22 protein-coding genes are annotated in these 21680 nt (G+C 60.0%); 14 read left to right on the plus strand and 8 right to left on the minus strand.

The genetic code is table 11. The features are described from left to right. Positions 1-88: 88 nt before the first annotated feature. Positions 89-730, minus strand: coding sequence for an HD domain-containing protein (locus tag AC3WMT_RS15835; RefSeq protein WP_103304374.1), 642 nt, complete (start codon positions 728-730; stop codon positions 89-91). Positions 731-1028: 298 nt separating this feature from the next. Here AC3WMT_RS15835 and AC3WMT_RS15840 point away from each other — a divergent pair, with 298 nt between their 5' ends. Beyond that, positions 1029-1994 carry a GlxA family transcriptional regulator gene (locus AC3WMT_RS15840; RefSeq protein WP_103304373.1) on the plus strand — a complete coding sequence of 322 codons (966 nt, stop codon included), beginning with the start codon at positions 1029-1031 and terminating at the stop codon, positions 1992-1994. A 139-nt stretch (positions 1995-2133) separates the two neighbouring features. Here AC3WMT_RS15840 and AC3WMT_RS15845 read toward each other — a convergent pair whose 3' ends face one another. Beyond that, positions 2134-4545 (minus strand): penicillin acylase family protein, encoded by a 2412-nt coding sequence (locus AC3WMT_RS15845; protein ID WP_103304372.1) that lies wholly within the window; start codon positions 4543-4545, stop codon positions 2134-2136. A gap of 102 nt (positions 4546-4647) precedes the next feature. Beyond that, on the minus strand, positions 4648-5226 hold the full coding sequence (locus AC3WMT_RS15850; RefSeq protein WP_103304371.1) for a DUF6436 domain-containing protein: 579 nt from the start codon (positions 5224-5226) through the stop codon (positions 4648-4650). 98 nt (positions 5227-5324) lie between these two features. Here AC3WMT_RS15850 and bipL point away from each other — a divergent pair, with 98 nt between their 5' ends. Continuing rightward, a complete protein-coding gene (gene bipL, locus AC3WMT_RS15855) occupies positions 5325-6272 on the plus strand; it encodes a phospholipase BipL (protein ID WP_103304370.1) in 948 nt (315 codons plus the stop codon). A 129-nt stretch (positions 6273-6401) separates the two neighbouring features. Here bipL and AC3WMT_RS15860 read toward each other — a convergent pair whose 3' ends face one another. Further along, entirely contained in the window at positions 6402-7154 is a 753-nt protein-coding gene (locus AC3WMT_RS15860) for a DUF2059 domain-containing protein (RefSeq protein ID WP_103304369.1), read from the minus strand. Positions 7155-7262: 108 nt separating this feature from the next. On the opposite strand from AC3WMT_RS15860, the gene AC3WMT_RS15865 reads away from it, so the two are divergent. Together AC3WMT_RS15865 and AC3WMT_RS15870 are read left to right on the plus strand one after the other, a co-directional pair. Continuing rightward, a complete protein-coding gene (locus AC3WMT_RS15865; RefSeq protein WP_103304368.1) occupies positions 7263-7895 on the plus strand; it encodes a 2OG-Fe(II) oxygenase in 633 nt (210 codons plus the stop codon). 1 nt (position 7896) lies between these two features. Next, positions 7897-8382, plus strand: coding sequence for a 2-thiouracil desulfurase family protein (locus tag AC3WMT_RS15870; protein WP_103304367.1), 486 nt, complete (start codon positions 7897-7899; stop codon positions 8380-8382). Positions 8383-8501: 119 nt separating this feature from the next. On the opposite strand, the gene AC3WMT_RS15875 is transcribed toward AC3WMT_RS15870, so the two are convergent. Beyond that, positions 8502-9086 carry a transporter substrate-binding domain-containing protein gene (locus AC3WMT_RS15875; protein WP_103304366.1) on the minus strand — a complete coding sequence of 195 codons (585 nt, stop codon included), beginning with the start codon at positions 9084-9086 and terminating at the stop codon, positions 8502-8504. Between the two features lie 134 nt (positions 9087-9220). On the opposite strand from AC3WMT_RS15875, the gene AC3WMT_RS15880 reads away from it, so the two are divergent. Further along, complete coding sequence (locus AC3WMT_RS15880; protein ID WP_103304365.1) at positions 9221-9646, plus strand: DUF4399 domain-containing protein; 426 nt, start codon at positions 9221-9223, stop codon at positions 9644-9646. 62 nt (positions 9647-9708) lie between these two features. Here AC3WMT_RS15880 and serA read toward each other — a convergent pair whose 3' ends face one another. Continuing rightward, positions 9709-10938: a phosphoglycerate dehydrogenase gene (gene serA / locus AC3WMT_RS15885; protein WP_025112046.1), complete on the minus strand. Its 1230-nt coding sequence runs from the start codon at positions 10936-10938 to the stop codon at positions 9709-9711. Between the two features lie 206 nt (positions 10939-11144). On the opposite strand from serA, the gene AC3WMT_RS15890 reads away from it, so the two are divergent. From AC3WMT_RS15890 to AC3WMT_RS15905, 4 genes are all read left to right on the plus strand, one after another. After that, positions 11145-12539 (plus strand): FAD-binding oxidoreductase, encoded by a 1395-nt coding sequence (locus AC3WMT_RS15890; protein ID WP_103304364.1) that lies wholly within the window; start codon positions 11145-11147, stop codon positions 12537-12539. 41 nt (positions 12540-12580) lie between these two features. Continuing rightward, positions 12581-13246 carry a fumarylacetoacetate hydrolase family protein gene (locus AC3WMT_RS15895; RefSeq protein ID WP_103304363.1) on the plus strand — a complete coding sequence of 222 codons (666 nt, stop codon included), beginning with the start codon at positions 12581-12583 and terminating at the stop codon, positions 13244-13246. A 297-nt stretch (positions 13247-13543) separates the two neighbouring features. Beyond that, entirely contained in the window at positions 13544-14467 is a 924-nt protein-coding gene (locus tag AC3WMT_RS15900) for an SdiA-regulated domain-containing protein (protein ID WP_103304362.1), read from the plus strand. A gap of 117 nt (positions 14468-14584) precedes the next feature. Beyond that, positions 14585-15502, plus strand: a complete 918-nt coding sequence (locus AC3WMT_RS15905; RefSeq protein WP_103304361.1) for an SdiA-regulated domain-containing protein — start codon at positions 14585-14587, stop codon at positions 15500-15502. A 145-nt stretch (positions 15503-15647) separates the two neighbouring features. On the opposite strand, the gene rpiA is transcribed toward AC3WMT_RS15905, so the two are convergent. Next, positions 15648-16322 carry a ribose-5-phosphate isomerase RpiA gene (gene rpiA, locus AC3WMT_RS15910; protein ID WP_103304360.1) on the minus strand — a complete coding sequence of 225 codons (675 nt, stop codon included), beginning with the start codon at positions 16320-16322 and terminating at the stop codon, positions 15648-15650. A gap of 312 nt (positions 16323-16634) precedes the next feature. Here rpiA and ilvA point away from each other — a divergent pair, with 312 nt between their 5' ends. The 4 genes from ilvA to AC3WMT_RS15930 are packed head-to-tail and all read left to right on the plus strand — an operon-like array spanning position 16635 to position 20338. Beyond that, positions 16635-18149 (plus strand): threonine ammonia-lyase, biosynthetic, encoded by a 1515-nt coding sequence (gene ilvA, locus AC3WMT_RS15915; protein WP_103304359.1) that lies wholly within the window; start codon positions 16635-16637, stop codon positions 18147-18149. A gap of 39 nt (positions 18150-18188) precedes the next feature. Continuing rightward, positions 18189-18602: a DUF2269 family protein gene (locus AC3WMT_RS15920; protein ID WP_103304358.1), complete on the plus strand. Its 414-nt coding sequence runs from the start codon at positions 18189-18191 to the stop codon at positions 18600-18602. A 15-nt stretch (positions 18603-18617) separates the two neighbouring features. Next, positions 18618-19874, plus strand: a complete 1257-nt coding sequence (locus AC3WMT_RS15925) for an SDR family oxidoreductase (RefSeq protein ID WP_103304357.1) — start codon at positions 18618-18620, stop codon at positions 19872-19874. After that, positions 19871-20338 carry a DUF2269 family protein gene (locus AC3WMT_RS15930; protein ID WP_103304356.1) on the plus strand — a complete coding sequence of 156 codons (468 nt, stop codon included), beginning with the start codon at positions 19871-19873 and terminating at the stop codon, positions 20336-20338. Before AC3WMT_RS15925 ends, AC3WMT_RS15930 begins: the two co-directional genes overlap by 4 nt. A gap of 45 nt (positions 20339-20383) precedes the next feature. Here AC3WMT_RS15930 and AC3WMT_RS15935 read toward each other — a convergent pair whose 3' ends face one another. Continuing rightward, positions 20384-21040, minus strand: coding sequence for a histidinol-phosphatase (locus AC3WMT_RS15935; RefSeq protein ID WP_103304355.1), 657 nt, complete (start codon positions 21038-21040; stop codon positions 20384-20386). Positions 21041-21183: 143 nt separating this feature from the next. Here AC3WMT_RS15935 and AC3WMT_RS15940 point away from each other — a divergent pair, with 143 nt between their 5' ends. After that, positions 21184-21663, plus strand: coding sequence for an RNA pyrophosphohydrolase (locus AC3WMT_RS15940; RefSeq protein ID WP_003229203.1), 480 nt, complete (start codon positions 21184-21186; stop codon positions 21661-21663). The last annotated feature ends 17 nt before the right edge of the window (positions 21664-21680 follow it).

Consider the following 21680-nt stretch of genomic DNA (forward strand, 5'->3'; position numbering starts at 1 on the left):
TGCCAGCGATGGCGTCCTGTCAGTCATTTAGATGCCTGCTGAACCACCGCAATCGCGGGCAAGCCCGCTCCCACAGGTTCTATGGTGGTCAGGAAATCCAAGGGGATTTGCGGATGACCTCGACGAAGTTCATCGGCTTGAACCCTGGTTCCTGATCCACCAGCACATCGGTCTTCACATTGCCGAATGTGGTCTGCGGACGATGGCGCAAGCCATCGGCAAATGCGCAGATGATGCACTCCTTGAAACCTTCCCCGCGTGGATGCGCATGCACCACCGCTTCGCGCTGCACGTTGCTGAACGCGGCGTAATCCATGCCCAGCACGTCCATCTCGACACCGGCGGTCACCAGCGCCACGGTCGGGCGCAGATGCTTCGGTACGCCCGGCGTGGTGTGCAGGGCAATCGCCAACCAGACCTGTTCGATGTCGTCATCGCTCAAGCCATACGGTTTCAGGAATGCCGCTGCAGCGTTGGCACCGTCGACTTCGAAACGCTCGTCGTCACTGCGATGACCTTCGACCAGACCGAGGTCATGGAACATCGCGCCGACGTACAGCAGCTCCGGATCGTAGGCCAGTTGCTGACGTTCGCCGCTCAGCGCACCGAACAGAAACACCCGGCGCGAGTGGTGATAGAGCAGGTCGGATTCGATGTCGCGAATGTATTCGGTGGTAGCGCGGGCGAGGGCGCTGTCGGGGATCTTGATGCCGGCGATGGTGGTGGTCATGGGAGGTTTCCTCGTCGAAAACGCCGGGTCGGCGCTGATGGAGAAAGTCTGTTCCCGAGGCTGAAAGCGGACAATCGACGCATGGCTGCGATCCTTGCCAATCGACCTGCAAATCATGCCAACTGACCGATAGGAGAGCATTGTGGTGAGGGGATTTATCCCCGATGGGTTGCGCAGCAGCCCCGGTACCTGCTGATTAGGCTTATCAGTTAAAACGCGATTACAGGATTTACGACTGCTGCGCAGCCGATCGGGGATAAATCCCCTCGCCACAGGTTCAGAGGAGTTTGCGAGAGAGATGACCAAAACCATCGCCATCGTGGTATTCCCCGGCGTGCAATCACTGGACGTCACCGGGCCCATGGATGTGTTCGCCGAGGCCAATCGTTTTCTCGCGCCCGAGGATCACTACCGGCTGGAGGTGATCGGTGTCGAACACGGATCGATGGCCTGCTCCAACGGCCTGGTGCTGAACGCCCATCGTCATTTCGGCGAAGTGGCGGACGCCTTTGACCTGTTGCTGGTCGCCGGCGGGCCGCAGTTGCCCTTCATCGATTTCGGCAAGTCCTTCGACACCTGGCTGCGCGATGCCTGCGCCCGGGCGCAGCGTTTCGGCTCGATCTGCAACGGCGCCTTCATGCTGGCGCGCGCGGGGCTGCTTGAGGGGCGCACGGTCACCACGCATTGGAACGATGCCGAGGCCTTGGCGCAGTTGTGCCCGTCCACGCAGGTCGAAGCTGATCGCTTGTACGTCGAGGATGGTGCGCTCTACACCTCGGCCGGGGTGACGGCGGGGATTGATCTGTCGCTGTATCTGCTGGCGCGTGATCACGGCGCCGAAGTGGCATTGAGCGTGGCCAAGCGGCTGGTGGTGTTCACCCAGCGTTCCGGCGGGCAGTCGCAGTTCAGTCCGTTCCTGACGCCGCACGCAGAGTCGACCTCGGCGGTGGCGATGGTGCAGTTGTATGTGCTGGCCAATCTCACTGGGGATCTGACCATCGCCGATCTGGCCAATGCGGCGAACATGAGTGCGCGCAATTTCTCCCGGGTGTTTGCCCGTGAAGCCAAGGTCACGCCGGCAGAGTTCGTCGAGCGGGCACGGGTGGACGCGGCGCGGGTGATGCTGGAAAGCACCGCGGCGCCGTTGAAGACTGTGGCGTATCAGTGCGGGTTTCGCGATGCGCAGCATATGCGCAGTGTGTTCAATCGCAGGTTGGGCGTGACGCCGCAGCAGTTTCGGCTGAATTTTGCGGTGATGCTTTGAAGGCCTTTGGTGTTCTTGAGGGCCCATCGCTGGCAAGCCAGCTCCCACAGGTTCTCTGGTGTTCTCATGATTTGTGAACGACACGAAACTCTGTGGGAGCTGGCTTGCCAGCGATGAGGCCAGTCCAGTCAATACAACTCTATTGCGCAGCCCGCGCCGGCAACAGCTTCAACGTGCTGCGCGTATTCGCCGTCACCTCTTCCTCGCTGAAATGTGCCTGCACGTACATCCCGTCGACATACGCCTCAGCCTGATCGTCATAGTGACTGTCGAACGGCACACCACTCTGTCCGACCGGGTTGATCGTCAAGCTGTGCGCCGGGTCGGCGAAGTCCACCAGACGCCGCGTCGAAGGCCCGTAAGTCACCGGCCATGGCGCCGGGCCGATCTTCGCCGAAAGGTTGTTCGGCACTTCATGACTGCCCGGCGCCGCGAACGGCCCGACGTTGAAAATCCGGTCCAGCGGCTTCTGCTGCCCCAACGGATGCCCGTGAGTCAGTGTGTGCGCCGCGCCCCATTGCCATCCGGCAACATCGTCGCCAAGGGTCAGTTTCAGATGCTTGTTGCTCGCCTGCCACGCTGTGCGCACGACATCGGCGCGGGTCTCTTTGGCTGGGGTGGCGCGGTTGTCCCACCACGGTGAATCGGCGTTCGCCGCCAGCCGTGGCAGTGCCGAATCGATCACCCGTGTCGACAACAGCGTGTCGAAAAAGTCATTGCCCAACTCATCCCGCATCGCCGCATCGGCGAGGTCGTAGAGGAACTGGTTGAACAGCGTCGCACTGACCGAATCCAGCGGGTAGTCGCCTGGCCATTGCGCCAGTTGCTCGACCAGTTTCAGTTGCGCCGGGTCGCTGACGACCTCACGCAGCACTGGCAGCAACGGCGCCAGCAGACGCGGGCCGTAAGCGGTGGTGGTACCCAGTTGCAGCTTCTGATTGGCCTCGTTGCTCCACTTCACATTCTTGTCGCTGAGCTGGCGATTGAGCTGTTGGCCCCGGTCGGCGAGGTTGTAGTAACCGGGAATCTCCATGCCGGTCGGCGAAACCGGCTGAAAGTTGGCCGAGACGATGTAACCGCGCGCCGGGTTCTCTTCCTGCGGGTTGGCGCTGAACGGGTAGTAACCTTCCTTGTCGGCCTGATTGCTGCTGCCGTCGAGAATGAAACCCGGCTTCACCCCGACCGGGCGTTTTGGCAGCAACGCCGAGGCCCACCAGCCGATATCACCCTTGGCGTTGGCGTAAACCAGATTCAGCCCCGGCGCCTGCACCTTGGCCGCAGCAGCGCGGGCCTTGGCCAGCGTGTCGGCCCGGTTGAGCTGGTAGAAACCTTCGAGGATCGGGTTCGGTGTTTCGAGGAATGCCCACCACATCGCAATCGGCGTCTTGCCGGCGGCCGTACCCAGCGCATCGTTGACGATTGGCCCGTGCGGCGACTGACGCAGGGTGATGGTCACTGGCGTCTGGCCCTTCACATTGATCTGCTGCTCGGTGACCACCATGTCGGTCCACTGGCCGCGATACCAGACCTGGTTCGGATTATCCGGATTGACCTTCTCGGCGATCAGGTCCAGATCGTCGTTCTGGAACATGGTCAGGCTCCAGCCGAAATCGAGGTTGTGCCCCAAAAACGCGAACGGCACTAGCGCCTGATGATGGCCATAGAGTTCGAAACCCGGCGCCGACAATTGCGCCTCGTACCACACCGACGGCACCGAGAAACGAATGTGCGGATCGCCGGCCAGCAGCGGTTTGCCGCTCTGGCTGCGACTGCCCGCGATGACCCAGGCATTGCTGCCTTCAAACTGCGGCAGACCGTTGTCGATCAGTGCCTGTTCGCTGAGGCGAGCGAGGGCGTTGAGGTCTTTCCAGTCGCCGGCGGCAAGCGCCGGAGTCGGATTTGCACGACTCTTCGCCAGCACGCCTTTGGGCTGCCAGTCGAGATCAAAGACGTTGAGGTAGTCGGCGCCCAGTTGATCGCGTACGTAAGTCAGCAAAGGCTCGGTGCGAAACGCCGCGGCAAAGCTGTAGGCCATGTAACCGGCGACACTGATGCTGTCTTCAGCCGTGAACGGTCGCTTGGGGATGCCCAGCACGTCGAACTCGATAGGCGACGCGTGGGTGTCCTGATATTGGTTGATGCCATCCAGATAGGCTTGCAGGCCCTTCCACGCCGGCGACTGCTTATCGAGGCTGGCGACGTAACTGGCCGCGCGTTCACGAATTCGCAGGCTGCGGAACAGTTTGTCGGTGTCGAGCAGTTTTGGCCCGAGCACTTCGGCCAGTTCGCCACGGGCGAGGCGGCGCATCGCTTCCATCTGGAACAGCCGGTCCTGGGCATGCACATAGCCGAGGGCGCGGTACAGGTCGGTTTCGTTCTCAGCACGGATGTGCGGCACGCCGCGCTCGTCATAGCGTACGGTCACCGAACCCTGCAGGTTGCGCAGTTCAACTTGGCCCTGGCGGGATGGCTGCTTGCTGTAGACATACCAGCCGGCGCCGGCGAGCAGGACAACGATGAGCAAGGCAAGAACGGTGAACACGCGCTTCATGGTGACTCCTTGTGCATGCGGGATTGCCGCCCGTCGGGCTGCAAACAATTAGCACAGACCTTCTGTGCCGTGCATCGCTGTCCTTGAAAAGTCCGGAATGCCTTACTGCGCCTCCACCGGCCACGGGCAATAGCAGCCGACCGCCAGGGTGTGTGTGGCATTCACCGGGCGATCATCCGTCAGCGCATTGAGGATCGGTTCGATAAAACTGTTACTGGAGTTACAGGTGAGGCCTTCGCTGTAGGGACCGAAGTACGCCAGTTTGCCGCTGCGATCCCAAATCGCCACGGCCGGGCTGGCGGGAATCTGCTCGGAGCCGGGCAACACCGTGATGGTTTTCAGGCTGCTCAGCGTGGCGGGCAACTGGCCGTGGCTGCCGGCTCTCTGCACGGCAAAAAACTCCACGCCTTTGCCGCTGAAGTGCTCGACCATTTCGGTCAGGTGCTGTTGATTGCCGACGTTGCACGGGCAGGCTGGGTCCCAGAAGTGGACGAGACGGATATTGCCGGGGCCAGCCAGGTTATCGGGAAGACGCAAAGGATCGCCGGAAAAAACCGCGGTGTGTTCGCTGAACGCCCGCAGGTAGCGCCCCTGAAACCAGTCATACGCGGCCCACAGCACGCCTGCACACACAAGCGCGAGCAGGCTGGCAAACAGTGCGGTGCGGTAGGGCGAACGCATGGTTTTCGATCCTCGAAGGCCGGCTAGCTTGCCATGCCTGACTCAACAGATGAATATCGCAGGCCGATAAAGTCTGTTTACCGTTCTGGAATTGCCTCATGCCTGCCACTTTCGACCCCGATCAAATCCGCGCCAGCCTCAAGCCTCTGGCCGAGTGGCAGGCGTTGTCCGAGGAGTCGAAAGCGTATCAACGGTTCTACCAGACCGACTTCCCCGAACGTGATGTCTGGCGCGGCATGGGGCGGTTTGCCGTGGACGGTTACGAATTGGTCAGCCATTGCTGGTGGCCGGAAAAGGTCAAGGGCACGCTGTTTCTACTCCACGGTTTCTACGATCACACCGGGCTCTATCGGCATGTGATCGAGTGGGCGCTGGATCAGGATTTTGCCGTGATTGCCTGCGACTTGCCGGGGCACGGTCTGTCGAGCGGGCCGCGAGCGAGCATCCGCGACTTCTCCGAATATCAGGACGCGCTGCAAGCCTTGTTCGCCGAAGCGAACTCAATTGCGCTACCGCAGCCCTGGCACTTGTGCGGGCAAAGTACCGGCGGCGCGATCGTGGTCGATCATGTGCTCAATCATGGCGAGAACAGTCCGGCGCAGGGACAGTTGATCTTGCTGTCGCCGCTGGTGCGGCCGCGGGCGTGGGGCTGGTCGCAGCTGAGTTATTACTTGCTGCGGCCGTTTGTGCGGGGCATCGCCCGACGTTTCAGCGAGAACTCCAACGATCCGGATTTCCTGCCGTTTCTGCTCGCCGATCCGTTGCAGCCCAAGCGTTTGCCGACGGCATGGGTCGGAGCCTTGTCGCGCTGGATCAACCGGGTCGAGTATGCGAAAAAAAGTCCGCGGCGGCCGCTGATCATTCAGGGGCAGGCGGACATGACGGTCGACTGGCAGCACAATTTGCAGGTGTTGAAGTGGAAGTTTGATCGGCCGCAGATCTTGCTGCTGCCCGAGGCGCGGCATCATCTGGCCAATGAGACGGTGGAGATGCGCGAGGAGTATTTCGAGTTTCTGAGCAAGCGGATCAGGGGCAGGAATCTCTAGAGGATTCACTGGCCTCATCGCTGGCAAGCCAGCTCCCACAAGGATCTTCCGTGAGTTCAGAATGTGTGAGCGCCAAGGACCCTGTGGGAGCTGGCTTGCCAGCGATGACGGCCTGTCAGGCGATAGAGATCACTGGCTAAGGTTCGACGTATTCTGTCCCACCGCCAACCCCGCCCGAATCGCCGCCAGCGCCGCCTGGTAATAAGCCTTGCCCTCGGTCGATTCGGCAAACGTCGCGAACTCTTCCAGCTCTTCATCCGACAGGTCGCGATATACATAGAGCAGCGTGTTGTTCATGTCCGCGCCAATCTGCTCCATCAAGCGCTGACGTTGCCCATTCAACATGCCCTGCGCCTGACCGCCGCCGAGCAGTCCCGGGATCATCGAACTCAAACTGTCCGCGGCCACGCCGGCAATCGCCAGACTGACTTCGGCGCCAGCCTCGCGGGCAGGCAGCGCCTGGGCGAGGTGGCCGATGATCAGCAGGCGGCTGTCGCTGGCCGGCATCTTCGGCAGGCCCTTGGCATTTTTTGCCAGTTGATCGCGGCGGGTCGCCAGTAATTCAGCGGCAACGATTTTCTTGCCCAACGGCGATTGAAAGAAAGACAGCGCCGGTTTCGGATCGGCGAGCTTCTGCCGCAATTGAGCTTCGGCGCGCTGGTCCATGGCCTGTGGCGCAAAACGCTGATTGCTGTTGTTCACCAGCGCTTGAAACACGGCGGGCGGCAGGCTGTTTTGATAGCGCTGCTGCGCGGCACTCAGGGCGTCATTGAAATGCGCACGTTGATCTGGCCAGCCGGCGACCTTGTACAGCTGATCGTGGCCGTCCGCCCAGGCGGGCAAAACACAGAACATCAACAGTGAAAAAAGCAAACGGCGCATAGGGACTCCTGTCAGCAGCGGACTATTCTCCGTGCGGTGCCGGTACTTGTCGAGAATTCGTATCCAGCCGCCGCGTGGCTCTGTCGGATTTCTTGCCGCCGACATACTATGCGCGCCATGCAAATATCCTCTGAACACCCGCTGCTGTTACGTATCGTCGACGACCTGGCCGAACACGGCTGGTCGCAGCAGAACATTTTCCTGCCCGCGGTTTTGACCCGCGAGCTGGCGGCTGAGTGCCGCAAACGTGAGGCCGAGGGTGAACTGGCGCCGGCGGCTGTTGGCCGTGGGCCGTTTTCAGAGATTCGCGAGGGGATTCGCGGCGACCATATCCAATGGATCGACCCGGGGCAGGCCGAGGCCAGCGACCGATATCTGAACCTGATGGACAGTCTGCGCGAGGCACTCAACCGGGGCTTGTTCCTCGGTCTTGAAGACTTTGAATGCCATTTCGCCCTGTACCCGCCGGGTGCGTTTTATCGCAGGCATGTCGACCGTTTTCGCGACGATGACAAGCGCATGGTTTCGGTGGTGGTCTACCTCAATGATGCCTGGCTGCCGGAGGATGGTGGCCAGTTGCGCATGTATCTGCACGGCGACCGCGTGCACGATGTGCAGCCCACCGGCGGTTGTCTGGTGGTGTTTCTCTCCGGCGAGGTGCCTCATGAAGTGCTGCCGGCGAATCGCGAGCGCTTGTCGCTGACCGGTTGGTTTCGCCGTCGTGGCAACGAGCCGTTCTGATATGAACAAGATTCTGGTCAGCCGCTGCCTGTTGGGCCACCGCGTGCGCTACGACGGCGGGGCCAGCGGGCCGTTTGATTTGCTCGAACAGTGGATTGCCGAAGGGCGTGTGGTGCCGTTGTGTCCGGAAGTCGCGGGCGGTTTGCCGACACCCCGAGCAGCGGCAGAGATTCCGGGCGGGCAGGGTAGTGAAGTGCTCGATGGCGTTGCTTCGGTGATCACTACCGAGGGCGAGGATGTCAGCGCACAGTTTCTTGATGGTGCGCGGCAGGCACTAGAGTTGGTGCGCAAGCACGGTATTCGGGTGGCGGTGCTCAAGGCCAACAGTCCATCGTGCGGCAATCTGCTGACGTATGACGGCACGTTCAGTGGAGTGAAAGTCAGCGGTGAAGGCGTGACAGCTGCACTGCTCAAACGCCATGGCGTGCAGGTTTTCAGCGAACTCGAACTGCCGCAGGCTGCAACAGCCCTGACAAAACTCGACTAGCCATTCACCACAAAACACTGTGGGAGCTGGCTTGCCAGCGATGGCATTGGGTCAGCCACCATCATTGCTGACTGACCCACCGCTATCGCTGGCAAGCCAGCTCCCACAGGTTTTTTTGTTCACTTCAGGTTTTCAGTGGTCTGCGCTTTGAACCACTTCTCGGTCAACGCCTCCAAACGCCCATCCGCTTTGATCCGCTGTATTGCGCTCGCAAGGCTGGCCTGAAACGCCGGGTTGCCCTTCTGAAACGGAATCGCCAACTCCACTGGTGCCGTCGCTTTTGGCTTCTCTTCCGTCAACGCCTGCACCAGCACCATCGGCCGTGGTTGCTCATCGTTTTTCGCCAGCAACTGCGATTCAACCTTGCCGTATGGCTCGCTGAAGTCGAAACGATCCTTGAGTTCAGGTGTCAGTGCTATGTGGTTGAGCGCTACGTCGTACTTGCCGCTTTCAACGCCCTGGAGCAGATCGCCTTCGTCGGTGACGATGAAGTCGGCGCGTACATCCAGCTCGTTGGCCAGCAGTTGCCCCAGCTCGACCTCGAACCCCGTGAGTGTGTCGCCATCCTTGAAATTGAAGGGCGGTGTATTAGCCTCAATGGCGATGCGCAACTCGCCACGGTCGTTGACGTCATCAATCAGTTCGGCGTGAGCCAATGGGCTCAAAAGGGGTAGCAGGCAGATCAGGCCAGGCAGAAAACGCATGGTCACTCCTTTGAAATCATTATCGCGGCCTGTGTTTCTGGCGCGCTTTGCTATGGTTGTCGAGTGCCTTCGACAACGAATGGTCATGAAGTTGTCATGACCGTGCGGATTTTACGGAAAAACTGGAGAAGAAAATGAAAAGCTTTATGTCACGTGCGGCGATGGCCGGTGTGCTGATGGGTGTTTCGGTGCTGGCCAGTGCGGCGACTCCGGCTCCAAAGGGTGCTGAAGTGTTCATCGTTTCTCCCGAGGACGGGGCGACTGTTTCGCAAACCTTTACCGTCAAGTTCGGCGTCAAGGACGTCTCCCTCGCACCCGCTGGCGATGTCACCAAAAACTCCGGTCACCACCATTTGCTGATCGACGTCGACAAGCTGCCGGCAGCCGGTGCGCCGATTCCCAACGATGCCAACCACATGCACTTTGGCAAGGCCCAGACCCAGGCCGACGTCAAATTGGCCCCGGGCAAACACACTCTGCAACTGGAGTTGGGCGACAGCGGCCATATGCCGTTCGATCCACCGATCGTCTCGAAGAAGATCACCGTCAACGTGGAGTAACTTTTCCACAGGCATGAAAAAGGGAGCTCGAAGGCTCCCTTTTTTTGTCGCTCAGCGTTCGATCAGAACAGCACGCGGCTACGGATAGTACCGTTGACGTGTTGCAGCTTCTCTTGCGCCAGCTCCGAGTACTCGGCGTCGACGTCGATTACCACGTAACCGACTTTCTCGTTGGTCTGCAGGAACTGACCGGAGATGTTGATGCCGTTTTCGGCGAAGACCTTGTTGATCTCGCTCATCACACCCGGAATGTTCTCGTGGATGTGCAGCAGGCGGTGCTTGCCAGGGTGAGCCGGCAGGGCTACTTCCGGGAAGTTGACCGACGAAACGGAAGTACCGTTGTCGCTGTACTTGACCAGCTTCTCTGCCACTTCCAGACCGATGTTGGCTTGCGCTTCGGCGGTCGAGCCACCGATGTGCGGGGTCAGGATCACGTTGTCGAGGCCACGCAGCGGGCTTTCGAACTCTTCGTCGTTGGAGCGTGGCTCCACCGGGAATACGTCGATGGCCGCGCCGATCAGGTGCTTGTCCTTGATCGCGTCCGCCAGGGCGTCCAGCTCGACCACGGTGCCACGCGCCGCGTTGATCAGGATGCCGCCCTTCTTGATGGCGCGGATTTCCTTCTCGCCGATCATCCACTGGGTCGCAGCGGTTTCCGGAACGTGCAGGGTGACGATGTCGGACATGCCCAGCAGCTCGTGCAGGTTGCCGACCTGCGTGGCGTTGCCCAGCGGCAGCTTGGTCACGGTGTCGTAGAAGAACACCTGCATGCCCAGACCTTCAGCCAGAACCGACAGCTGCGTACCGATCGAGCCGTAGCCGACGATGCCCAGCTTCTTGCCACGGATCTCGAAGGAGTTGGCTGCGGATTTGATCCAGCCACCACGGTGGCAGGAAGCGTTTTTCTCAGGGATGCCGCGCAGCAGCAGAATCGCTTCGGCCAGCACCAGCTCGGCAACGGAGCGAGTGTTGGAGTACGGCGCGTTGAACACGGCGATACCGCGCTCGCGGGCAGCACTCAGGTCAACCTGGTTGGTGCCGATGCAGAAACAGCCGACTGCCACCAGCTTCTTCGCGTGATCGAAGATTTCTTCGGTCAGTTGGGTGCGAGAACGAATGCCGATGAAGTGAGCGTCAGCGATCTTTTCCTTGAGCTGGGCTTCCGGCAAGGAACCTGTCAGGTATTCGATGCTGGTGTAGCCCGCCGCCTTGAGGACGTCGACAGCCGATTGGTGGACGCCTTCGAGAAGAAGGAACTTGATCTTGCTCTTATCGAGAGAAGTCTTGCTCATCTGCGTAAACCTGTATCCCGGAGAAAAATGGCAGGGAGGGGAGCAGCCTGGAGCTGACCCAAACGGCAGGAAAGCCGTTACCGCAGATCTGGCCTTGGGCACTGTCCTGCGGGGTCGGTATGCTAGCATAGCCGCCCCGCTAAACACTCATTCCTGCGACGTGAAGCGTTCTCAGGATGACCATGAATTGTTCGAGAGTTCTGTCGATGACCAATCCTGCCCTGATTGATGAACTGAAGACCCTGGTCGAGCCTGGCAAGGTCCTGACCGACGCCGACTCCCTGAACGCGTACGGCAAGGATTGGACCAAGCATTTCGCCCCGGCCCCAAGCGCCATCGTGTTCCCCAAGACCATCGAGCAGGTGCAGGCCGTTGTCCGTTGGGCCAACACGCACAAGGTCGCGCTGGTGCCATCGGGCGGGCGCACCGGGCTTTCCGCTGCTGCGGTGGCCGCGAATGGTGAAGTGGTGGTCTCGTTCGACTACATGAACCAGATTCTCGACGTGAACCTCACAGACCGCACCGCCGTGTGTCAGCCGGGTGTGGTCACCGAGCATTTGCAGAACGTCGCCGAAGAAAAAGGCCTGTATTACCCGGTCGACTTCGCTTCTGCAGGTTCCAGCCAGATTGGCGGCAACATCGGCACCAATGCCGGCGGAATCAAGGTGATTCGCTACGGTATGACCCGCAACTGGGTGGCCGGGATGAAAGTCGTCACCGGCAAGGGCGATGTGCTGGAGCTGAACAAAGACCTGATCAAGAACGCCACCGGTTATGACCTGCGGCAACTGTTCATCGGCGCTGAAGGCACCCTCGGTTTCGTCGTCGAAGCGACCATGCGTCTGGATCGTGCGCCGAAAAACCTCACCGCGATGGTCCTTGGCACTGCCGATTTCGACTCGATCATGCCGGTGCTGCACGCCTTCCAGGGCAAGCTCGACCTGACCGCGTTCGAATTCTTCTCCGACAAAGCCCTGGCCAAGGTCATGGGGCGCGGCGATGTGCCGGCGCCGTTCGAAACCGACTGCCCGTTCTATGCCTTGCTGGAATTTGAAGCGACCACCGAAGAAGTAGCCAACAGCGCACTGGAAACCTTCGAACACTGTGTCGAGCAGGGCTGGGTGCTGGACGGGGTGATGAGCCAGAGCGAAACCCAGTTGCAGAACCTGTGGAAGCTGCGCGAGTACATCTCCGAGACCATCTCGCACTGGACGCCGTACAAGAACGACATCTCGGTCACCGTTTCGAAAGTGCCGGCGTTCTTGCAGGAAATCGACGCAATCGTCGGCCAACACTACCCGGATTTCGAAATTGTCTGGTTCGGCCACATCGGCGACGGCAACCTGCACCTGAACATCCTCAAGCCGGAAAACCTGAGCAAGGACGAGTTCTTCGCCAAGTGCGCCACCGTCAACAAGTGGGTGTTCGAAACCGTCGAGAAGTACAACGGCTCGATCTCTGCCGAGCACGGCGTCGGCATGACCAAGCGCGATTACTTGACCTACAGCCGTTCCCCGGTCGAAATCGAGTACATGAAAGCGGTGAAAGCGGTGTTCGACCCGAACGGCATCATGAACCCGGGCAAGATCTTCGCGGTTTGATCTGTAATTCTTGATGAATCAATGAAGGCAGGAGTCGGTAAATGAGCTATCAGCACCAGTATGTCGACGGCACGCGCATCCACTTCCCGATCGGGAAAGTCGTGTGCATTGGCCGTAATTACGCCGAACACGCCAAGGAACTGGACAACCCGGTGCCTACCGAGCCGTTGCTGTTCATCAAGCCGGGCAGTTGCGTGGTCGAGCTGGAAGGCGGTTTCAGCATTCCGACCGAGCGCGGCTCGGTGCACTATGAAGCCGAAATCGCTGTGCTGATCGGCAAGCCGCTGTCGACCAAGCCGAGCCGTGAAGAAGTGCTCGATGCGATCTCCGGTTTCGCCCCGGCGCTGGATCTGACTTTGCGCGACAAACAGGCTGAATTGAAAGCCAAGGGCTTGCCGTGGGAAATCGCCAAGTCGTTCGACGGAGCGGCAGTGCTTGCCCCGTTCGTAGTCGGCAGCACCTTCGCCGACCTGACCAACATCGGCATCCGCCTGACCATCAACGGCGAAGTCCGTCAGGACGGCAACAGCAGCGCGATGCTCAACCCGATCGTGCCGATGATCCAGCACATGGCCGGCTGCTTCTCGCTGCAGGCCGGTGACGTGATCCTCACTGGCACGCCGGTGGGTGTTGGTCCGCTGAATGTCGGCGATGACATCGTTCTGGAACTGGTCGGTGCGAGCAGCTTCACCAGCAGCGTGCGCTAACCGCCACACCGCAAATCTCTTGTGGGCGCTAGCCTTTGTGGTGAGGGGGTTTATCCCCGATGGTCTGCGCAGCAGTTCCAGCTTTTGGGGCCGCTTCGCAGCCATCGGGGATAAATCCTCTCGCCACAAGAGTCGGTCTCATATCCAGATTTGTGATCCTTCCCGCAACGGTGCAGGGCAATCCCGCCATTTGCCGTTTTTTTCACATCTTGTACGGATAATTCCTCTCATTCTGGCGTCTTAGCCGGCTTCTTTGTGCTATTACCCATAGCCTGAAATTTCGGAACGCGTCCATCGATGTCATCTCAACCTCAGCTCAAATCGCCACGCCGCTCACGATTCGCCCTGCGCTGGTATGCCTGGCTGCTGCTGGTGATTGCCGTGGCATACGGCCTGGCGTTCGCCATGCATTGGGATGACCGCGGGGTGTTGTGGGTGCTGGAGCGCTTCGAAAGCCAGGCCGAGCAGAAAGAAAGCATCTGGCTGCCGGACTATCGGGTGGTCATCGATGCCAAGCCGCTGACGGGCATGGACAAGGACGAGGCCTCCGACCTGTCCTATAACCCGCAGACCAAGACCCTGTTTTCGGTGATGGGCAAAAATCCGTTTCTCGCCGAGCTGAATCTGCAAGGCGATGTGCTGCGCAAGATGCCGCTGGTGGGTTGGAGCAATCCTGAAGGCCTGACCGTCATGGAAAACGGCTTGATGGCGATTGTCGATGAGCGCCAGCACCTGCTCTCGATCGTCAAAGTCGATGCCGACACCCGTGAACTGAACATCGCCAATTTCCCCAAATACGACCTCGGTCCGTCGAAAGACCAGAACAAGGCCTTCGAAGCGATCACCTGGGACCCGCGCAACCACCAGTTGCTGCTGGGTGAAGAACGCCCGCCGGCACTGTTCACCTGGAAAAGCGATGGCAGCCAGACTCTGAACGGCGACAAGCAGAAACTGGCCAGTGATGAGCTGGATATCCGCAATCTCTCTGCTCTGGCAATCGACCCGCGCACTGGCCACACACTGGTGCTGTCCGCCGATTCGCACCTGCTGCTGGAACTGGACGAGAAGGGCGAGCAGGTCAGCTTCATGACGCTGCTTGGCGGTTTCAATGGCCTGAAGAACACCATCCCCCGCGCCGAAGGCGTGACCATGGACGATGCGGGCACGTTGTACATGGTCAGCGAACCCAACCTGTTCTATCGCTTCGAAAAAAAGCGATAACTGTCCTCGCGGCAATTTCAGACAAGTCTGATTGTCCTGACAGGCAAGTGGCCATTAAGCTTCAGTTCAGACGGGCGTGATATTTCATCCGCCTGTTTTGATCCCGAGCCCATCCACATGCGTCGACTTGCCCGCCCCAAACCTCTGATTGTCTTCCTGTCGGTGATTGCCCTGATCGCGTTGATTGCGATCGGTCAATACATGCGCCTGTTCGAGCGCGCCTGGTTTAACTTGCACACACTATGGCAACCGCAGAGTAGCGAGTCGATTGGGCTGGATCAGTATCGCGTGGAGATTGAGGCGCGGGTGATTGAAGGGCTGGACGACGATGTTTCGGCGCTGACCTTCGATCCGGTGCGCAAAAGCCTGTTCACCGTGACCAACAAGAATTCCGAGCTGGTCGAACTGTCGCTTGAAGGCAAGATCCTGCGGCGCATTGCCCTGATTGGTTTTGGCGATCCCGAAGCCGTCGAGTACATCAGCGCCGACACCTACGTGATCACTGATGAGCGTCAGCAGCGGCTGATCAAGATTCACTTGGAGGCAGGCACCACATTCCTCGACGCCGCGGACGCTGAGCAGATGACCCTCGGCGTGCATATGGCCAGCAACAAAGGTTTTGAAGGTCTGGCGTATGACTCGGTGGGCAAGCGCCTGTTTGTCGCGAAAGAGCGCAATCCGATGCTTATCTACGAAGTGCACGGCTTTCCGCACTTCAATCCGGAGAAGTCCTACGCGGTGCATGTGATCAACGATCCCAAGCGTGACGCCGGGATGTTTGTGCGCGATCTGTCGAGTTTGCAGTACGACGAGCGCAGCGGGCATTTGCTGGCGCTGTCGGATGAGTCGCGATTGATTCTGGAGCTGGATGTCGATGGACGTCCGTTGAGCACGATGTCCATCAGTGGCGGTCGGCAGGGTTTGAAGAAGACCGTACCGCAAGCCGAAGGCATTGCGATGGATGATGACGGGACGTTGTATCTGGTGAGTGAGCCGAACCTGTTTTACGTCTTCAAAAAACCGGTACAGCCCTAACCAACACCCCAAAACACTGTGGGAGCTGGCTTGCCAGCGATGAGGCCATCACTTTCAACATCATTGTTGACTGACAGGCCGCCATCGCTGGCAAGCCAGCTCCCACAGGTATTTCATTTGCCCACACCAATGTGGGTAGTCCGGCTTACTCAGCCTTGAGGGTTTTCACGCCTTCGCTGGTACCCAGCAACAGCAGATCCGCCGGACGCGCCGCGAACAGACCGTTGGTGACCACGCCGACAATTGCATTGATCTGCGCTTCCAGCTCGACCGGGTTGGTGATCTGCAAATTGAACACGTCGAGGATGATGTTGCCGTTGTCGGTCAGCACGCCTTCGCGGTAGGCCGGGTCGCCGCCCAGTTTCACCAGTTGGCGCGCGACGTGGCTGCGGGCCATCGGGATCACTTCGACCGGCAGCGGGAATTCGCCCAGCACCGGCACCAGTTTGCTGGCGTCGGCGATGCAGATGAAGGTCTTGGCCACGGCCGCCACGATCTTCTCGCGGGTCAGGGCCGCGCCACCGCCCTTGATCAGATTCAGGTGAGCGTCGCTTTCGTCGGCGCCGTCGACGTAGAACTCCAGGTCACTGACGGTGTTCAGCTCATACACTGGAATCCCGTGGCCCTTCAGGCGCGCGGCGGTGGCTTCGGAGCTGGCGACTGCGCCGTCGAACGCACCCTTGTGTTGCGCCAGGGCGTCGATGAAGCAGTTGGCAGTGGAGCCGGTGCCGACCCCGACGATGCTCTTGTCGTCGAGTTTCGGAAGGATGAAGTCGACGGCGGCCTGAGCCACTGCCTGTTTGAGTTGATCCTGGGTCATGCGGGCTCCGGAAGCGGGCGAGGGGAGAACGGAAAGGCCGGCATTATATCCCCATGCCCGGCGAAAACCTCCTGTGGTGAGGGGATTTAACGAAACGTCGCACCGCCCCGACCGGCGACGCAGTCGTCGTGAAACCTGAGGGTGCGGTATCACTTGATGACTGCTGTGGGAGTGTTTCGCACTCCATCGGGGATAAATCCCCTCGCCACAATGGGTTCTCGCTGGCCAAAACCACCTGTTTAGTGTGGTCGCCCGGGCAAAAGCCGGGTTAGACTCCTTGGCCCTGCCCAACCCGCTCAGTGATGCTTTCCGATGCTCGAACAGTACGTCAAAAAGATACTCACCTCGCGCGTTTATGACGTTGCCGTAGAAACCCCGCTGCAGAACGCTCGCCAGCTCTCCGAGCGGCTGGGCAATGACATCTGGCTCAAGCGCGAAGACTTGCAGCCGGTGTTCTCGTTCAAGATTCGCGGCGCCTACAACAAGTTGACCCAACTGACTGAAGAAGAGCGCGCCCGTGGCGTGGTCACCGCGTCGGCGGGCAACCATGCGCAGGGTCTGGCCTTGGCGGCGAAAGTGCTGGGCGTAAAAGCCACCATCGTCATGCCCAAGACCACCCCCGAGATCAAAGTCGAAGGCGTGCGTTCGCGCGGCGGCAAAGTGGTGCTGCACGGCGACTCGTTCCCGGAAGCTTTGGCCTACTCGCTGAAACTGGTCGATGAAAAAGGTTACGTTTACATTCACCCGTACGACGATCCGCACACCATTGCCGGGCAGGGCACCGTGGCGATGGAGATTCTGCGTCAGCACCCACAGCCACTGGATGCGATTTTCGTCCCGGTCGGTGGCGGCGGGCTGATCGCCGGCATCGCTGCGTACGTGAAATACCTGCGGCCGGACATCAAGGTCATCGGCGTCGAACCGGACGACTCCAATTGCCTGCAAGCTGCGATGGCGGCGGGCGAGCGCGTGGTACTGCCGACCGTGGGCATCTTCGCCGACGGCGTCGCCGTGGCGCAGATCGGTCAGCACACCTTCGACATCTGCAAGGATTACGTCGATGAAGTGATCACCGTCAGCACTGACGAGATCTGCGCGGCAATCAAGGATATCTACGACGATACCCGCTCGATCACCGAACCTGCCGGCGCTTTGGGCGTGGCCGGGATCAAGAAATACGTCGAGCAGCGCGGTGTCAGCGGCCAGACCTTCGTGGCCATCGACTCCGGGGCCAACGTCAACTTCGATCGTTTGCGCCACGTCGCCGAGCGCGCCGAACTGGGTGAAGGCCGCGAAGCGATCATCGCCGTGACCATCCCCGAGAAGGCCGGCAGCTTCAAGGCGTTCTGCGAGGCCATCGGCAAGCGTCAGATCACCGAATTCAACTACCGCTACAACACCGGCAGCGAAGCGCACATCTTCGTCGGCGTGCAGACCCATCCGGAAAACGATCCGCGCAGTGCACTGCTGGCGAGCCTGACCGAGCAGGGTTTCCCGGTCCTCGACCTGACCGACAACGAACTGGCCAAGTTGCACATCCGCCACATGGTCGGCGGACGCGCGGCGCAGGTGGTCGATGAGGTGGTGTTTCGCTTCGAGTTCCCGGAGCGTCCGGGCGCGCTGTTCAACTTCCTCAACAAGCTTGGCGGGCGCTGGAATATCTCGATGTTCCATTACCGCAACCATGGAGCGGCGGATGGCCGGGTGGTCGCTGGTCTGCAAGTGCCGCATGACGAGCGTCATCTGGTACCGGCGGCGCTGGAAGAAATCGGCTACCCGTATTGGGATGAGAGCGAGAACCCGGCCTATCAGTTGTTTCTTGGCTAAACGGCTACGCTGAAGGGCACGTCCCAAGGAAGACAAAGTATGGAAACCCTGACCACTCTGAAAATCCTGCATGTCGCCGCGACAGCCGTATTGCTGGTCTGTGGTGTCGGTCTTGGCTATCTGACCTGGCGCAAGCGCAGCGAAGGGGCGGCCAGCACGTTGCGTCGCCCGTGGATTTTCGTCTGGTGCCTGATGCTGCTGTGCATGTTCAGCATGCCCTTCAGCGGCTGGTGGCTGGTGCACCTGGTGGGCTGGCCGCTGGGCCAGACCTGGATTCTGTTTTCTGGCGTGATCTACACCGTGGCGACTCTCGGCACCTTGTGGTTGCTGGCGCGCCTCAACCGCGTGCGGGTCGGTCAGGCCGGTAACTGGAAATTCACCCTGATTCTGGCCATTGTCAGCGCCGTCGGGTTTCTCGCGATTGCCGGATTGATGGGCGCAAAACCGGTTTAAGCGACAAGGATTGTGATGAAAATTCTGCTGGTGGGCGGCACCGGTTTTGTCGGCCGCCACCTCCTGCGTGCGCTGTGCGCTGCGGGCCATTGCGTCATCGCCACCAGCCGCGAACCGCAAGTGTCGGTATGGCCAGGTGTCGAATGGCGTCAGCTCGACCTCGCTGTGTTGGCGGTTGATCCCACACATTTTGCTTTGCCTGACGATATCGACTTGCTGATCAATGCCGCCGGCCTGTTGAGCGTGGATGAGCAGGCGTTGAGCCTGATTCAGGATCGCGGTGCCCGGGCATTGTTCGATCTGGCCGCCCGCAAAGGCGTGCGGGTTCTGCAGATTTCAGCGCTGGGTGCGGCGGCACAATCCGATGTGCCGTTTCTGGCGAGCAAAGGCCAGGCTGACGACTACCTGCTGAAGCTGGACACCGTCGCGGTGGTGCTGCGCCCTTCGCTGGTGCTCGGCGCTGGCGGGACAAGCAGTCTCTGGCTCGCGGGGCTTTCGCCATGGCCATTGATTCCCCTGTTGGATCTCAAGGCTCGATCACAACCCGTCCATATCGATGACGTGGTGGGTGCGGTGCTGGCCCTGTTGCGGCAATGGCCCGCGCGGTCGCTGGTGTTGCCGTGTGTCGGGCCGGAGCCGATGACGCTGGCTCAGGTCATCGATTGTTTGCGCCGGGCGCAAGGTTGGATGCCGGGACGTTATGTGCAGGTTCCGCAACTATTGCTGCGCACCGGCAGTTGGCTGGGAGAGCGTTTCGGCTGGCGTGCATTGAATCGGCAAAGCGTGAAGCTGGCGCAGCGCGACAATCTCGCTGATCCCGAGGTGCTGACGTCGATTTGCGGCTATCGAGCCGCTCCGCTACACACTCGACTGCAAGATTGGCCGATCGTTGCCCAAAGTATCCAACGCGCATTGCGCCCGTTGATGCTGGTGGCAATGGCGCTGATCTGGCTGGGCACTGCTGCGGTGTGTCTGGGCCCTGGCTACCAATGGAGCCTGCGGATCATGGCCGAAACCGGCGTGCATGGCGCCTGGGCGCAGTTTGCGGTGATCGGTGGGGCCATCTTCGACGGTGTATTGGGTGTCGCCATGCTGTTCAACCGTTGGCGCCGGCAAGCGTTTCGCCTGCAATTGGGGTTGATGCTCGCCTACACCGTTTACATAACCCTGGTGTTGCCCCACTACTGGTTTGATCCTTACGCGGCCGTCGGCAAAAATCTGGTGCTGATGGTGGCTACTTTATGGCTTCTCTGGACTGAACCTCGCCGATGAGCGCTTATCTGCTGCTGAAAACCCTGCATATTCTGTCGTCGACGATTCTCTTCGGGCTGGGTGCCGGCTCGGCTTATTACGCGCTCAGGGCATGGCGTTCCGGCAAGGTCGAAGTGATCGCCGTGACCTTCAAGCATCTGGTGTTTGCCGATTGGGCTTTCACCACCACGACAGCGGTGTTTCAGCCGTTGAGTGGCCTGGGCTTGATGCACATGGCCGGTTGGCCGCTGCAGCAGACCTGGCTGATGTGGAGCATTGGCCTGTATATCCTGGCCGGAATTTGCTGGTTGCCGGTGGTCTGGTTGCAGATTCGCGTGCACAGGATGGCCGATCAGGCACTGCTGCAAGGGACGCCGATGCCTGTAAAGGCCTCGACCTACATGCGCTGGTGGTTTGCCTTGGGGTGGCCGGCATTTCTGGCGTTTATGGCGATTTTCTACCTGATGGTGGCAAAACCCGCGTGAAGCGATGCCCACAGCGATGTGCAAAACGCTGTGGGCAAGCGGATATCAGTCGCGCAGGCTGATTACCGGCCAGCCACGTTTCTCGGCTTCGGCGCGCAGATTCGGGTCCGGGTCGACAGCCACCGGGTTCGTCACTTGCTCCAGCAGCGGCAAATCATTCATCGAATCGCTATAGAAATAGCTGTCGTCGAGCGAATAGCCGGTCTCCTCCAGCCAGCGATTCAGGCGCGTCACCTTGCCCTCACGGAAGCATGGAATGTCGGTGCTGCGCCCGCTGTAGCGGCCATCAACCATCTCGCACTCGGTGGCGATCAGGGTTTCGACGCCCAAACGAACGGCAATCGGCGCGGTGACGAAGCGGTTGGTCGCCGTGATGATCACCAGTTTGTCGCCGGCATCGCGGTGCTTTTTCAGCAGTTCCAGTGCCTTGGGCAGCACGATTGGCTCGATGCAGTCACGCATGTAATCGTTATGCCACTGCTCGAGCACGGCCATTTCGGTTCGGCCGAGGATCTCCAGGCAGAAGTTCAGGTAGGCTGCGTTATCCAGTTTGCCGGCCAGGTAATCCTGATAGAACTCGTCGTTGCGCGCCTTGTAGGCGATCGGGTCGAGGAAGCCGCGTTCACACAGATAGTCGCCCCAGGCGTGATCGCTGTCGCCGCCCAGAAGGGTGTTGTCCAAATCGAATAGAGCCAGGCGCATTGCAGTTACCCGCTGAAAAGTCAGTAAAAAGGCGACAAGAATACGGTCTTTTCACAAGAGTGCACATAAGGTAGGAACCTTCGTTGCCGCCTTATCAAGCTTTGTGGAACAATGCGGCGACATGCGTTTGCGAGGTTGTTGCCGTGATCGACCCCGATGGTTTCCGTCCCAATGTCGGGATCATTCTGACGAATGACGCCGGCCAGGTGCTATGGGCTCGCCGTATCAATCAAGATGCCTGGCAGTTTCCACAGGGGGGAATCAACCCCGAGGAGACGCCGGAGGACGCCTTGTACCGCGAGCTGAACGAAGAAGTTGGCCTGGAACGTGAAGATGTTGAAATACTCGCCTGTACTCGGGGCTGGTTGCGCTATCGTTTGCCGCAACGTCTGGTGCGTACCCACAGCCAACCGCTGTGCATCGGCCAGAAACAGAAATGGTTTCTCCTGCGCCTGATCTCCAACGAGCAGCGGGTGCGGATGGATTTGACCGGTAAACCGGAGTTCGATGGCTGGCGCTGGGTCAGCTATTGGTATCCGTTGGGCCAGGTGGTGACATTCAAGCGCGAGGTGTATCGCCGCGCCCTCAAAGAGCTTGCCCCGCGCCTTTTAGCGCGCGACTGACGACGGAGTTCGACCCC

The organism is Pseudomonas sp. FW305-7 (assembly GCF_058786735.1).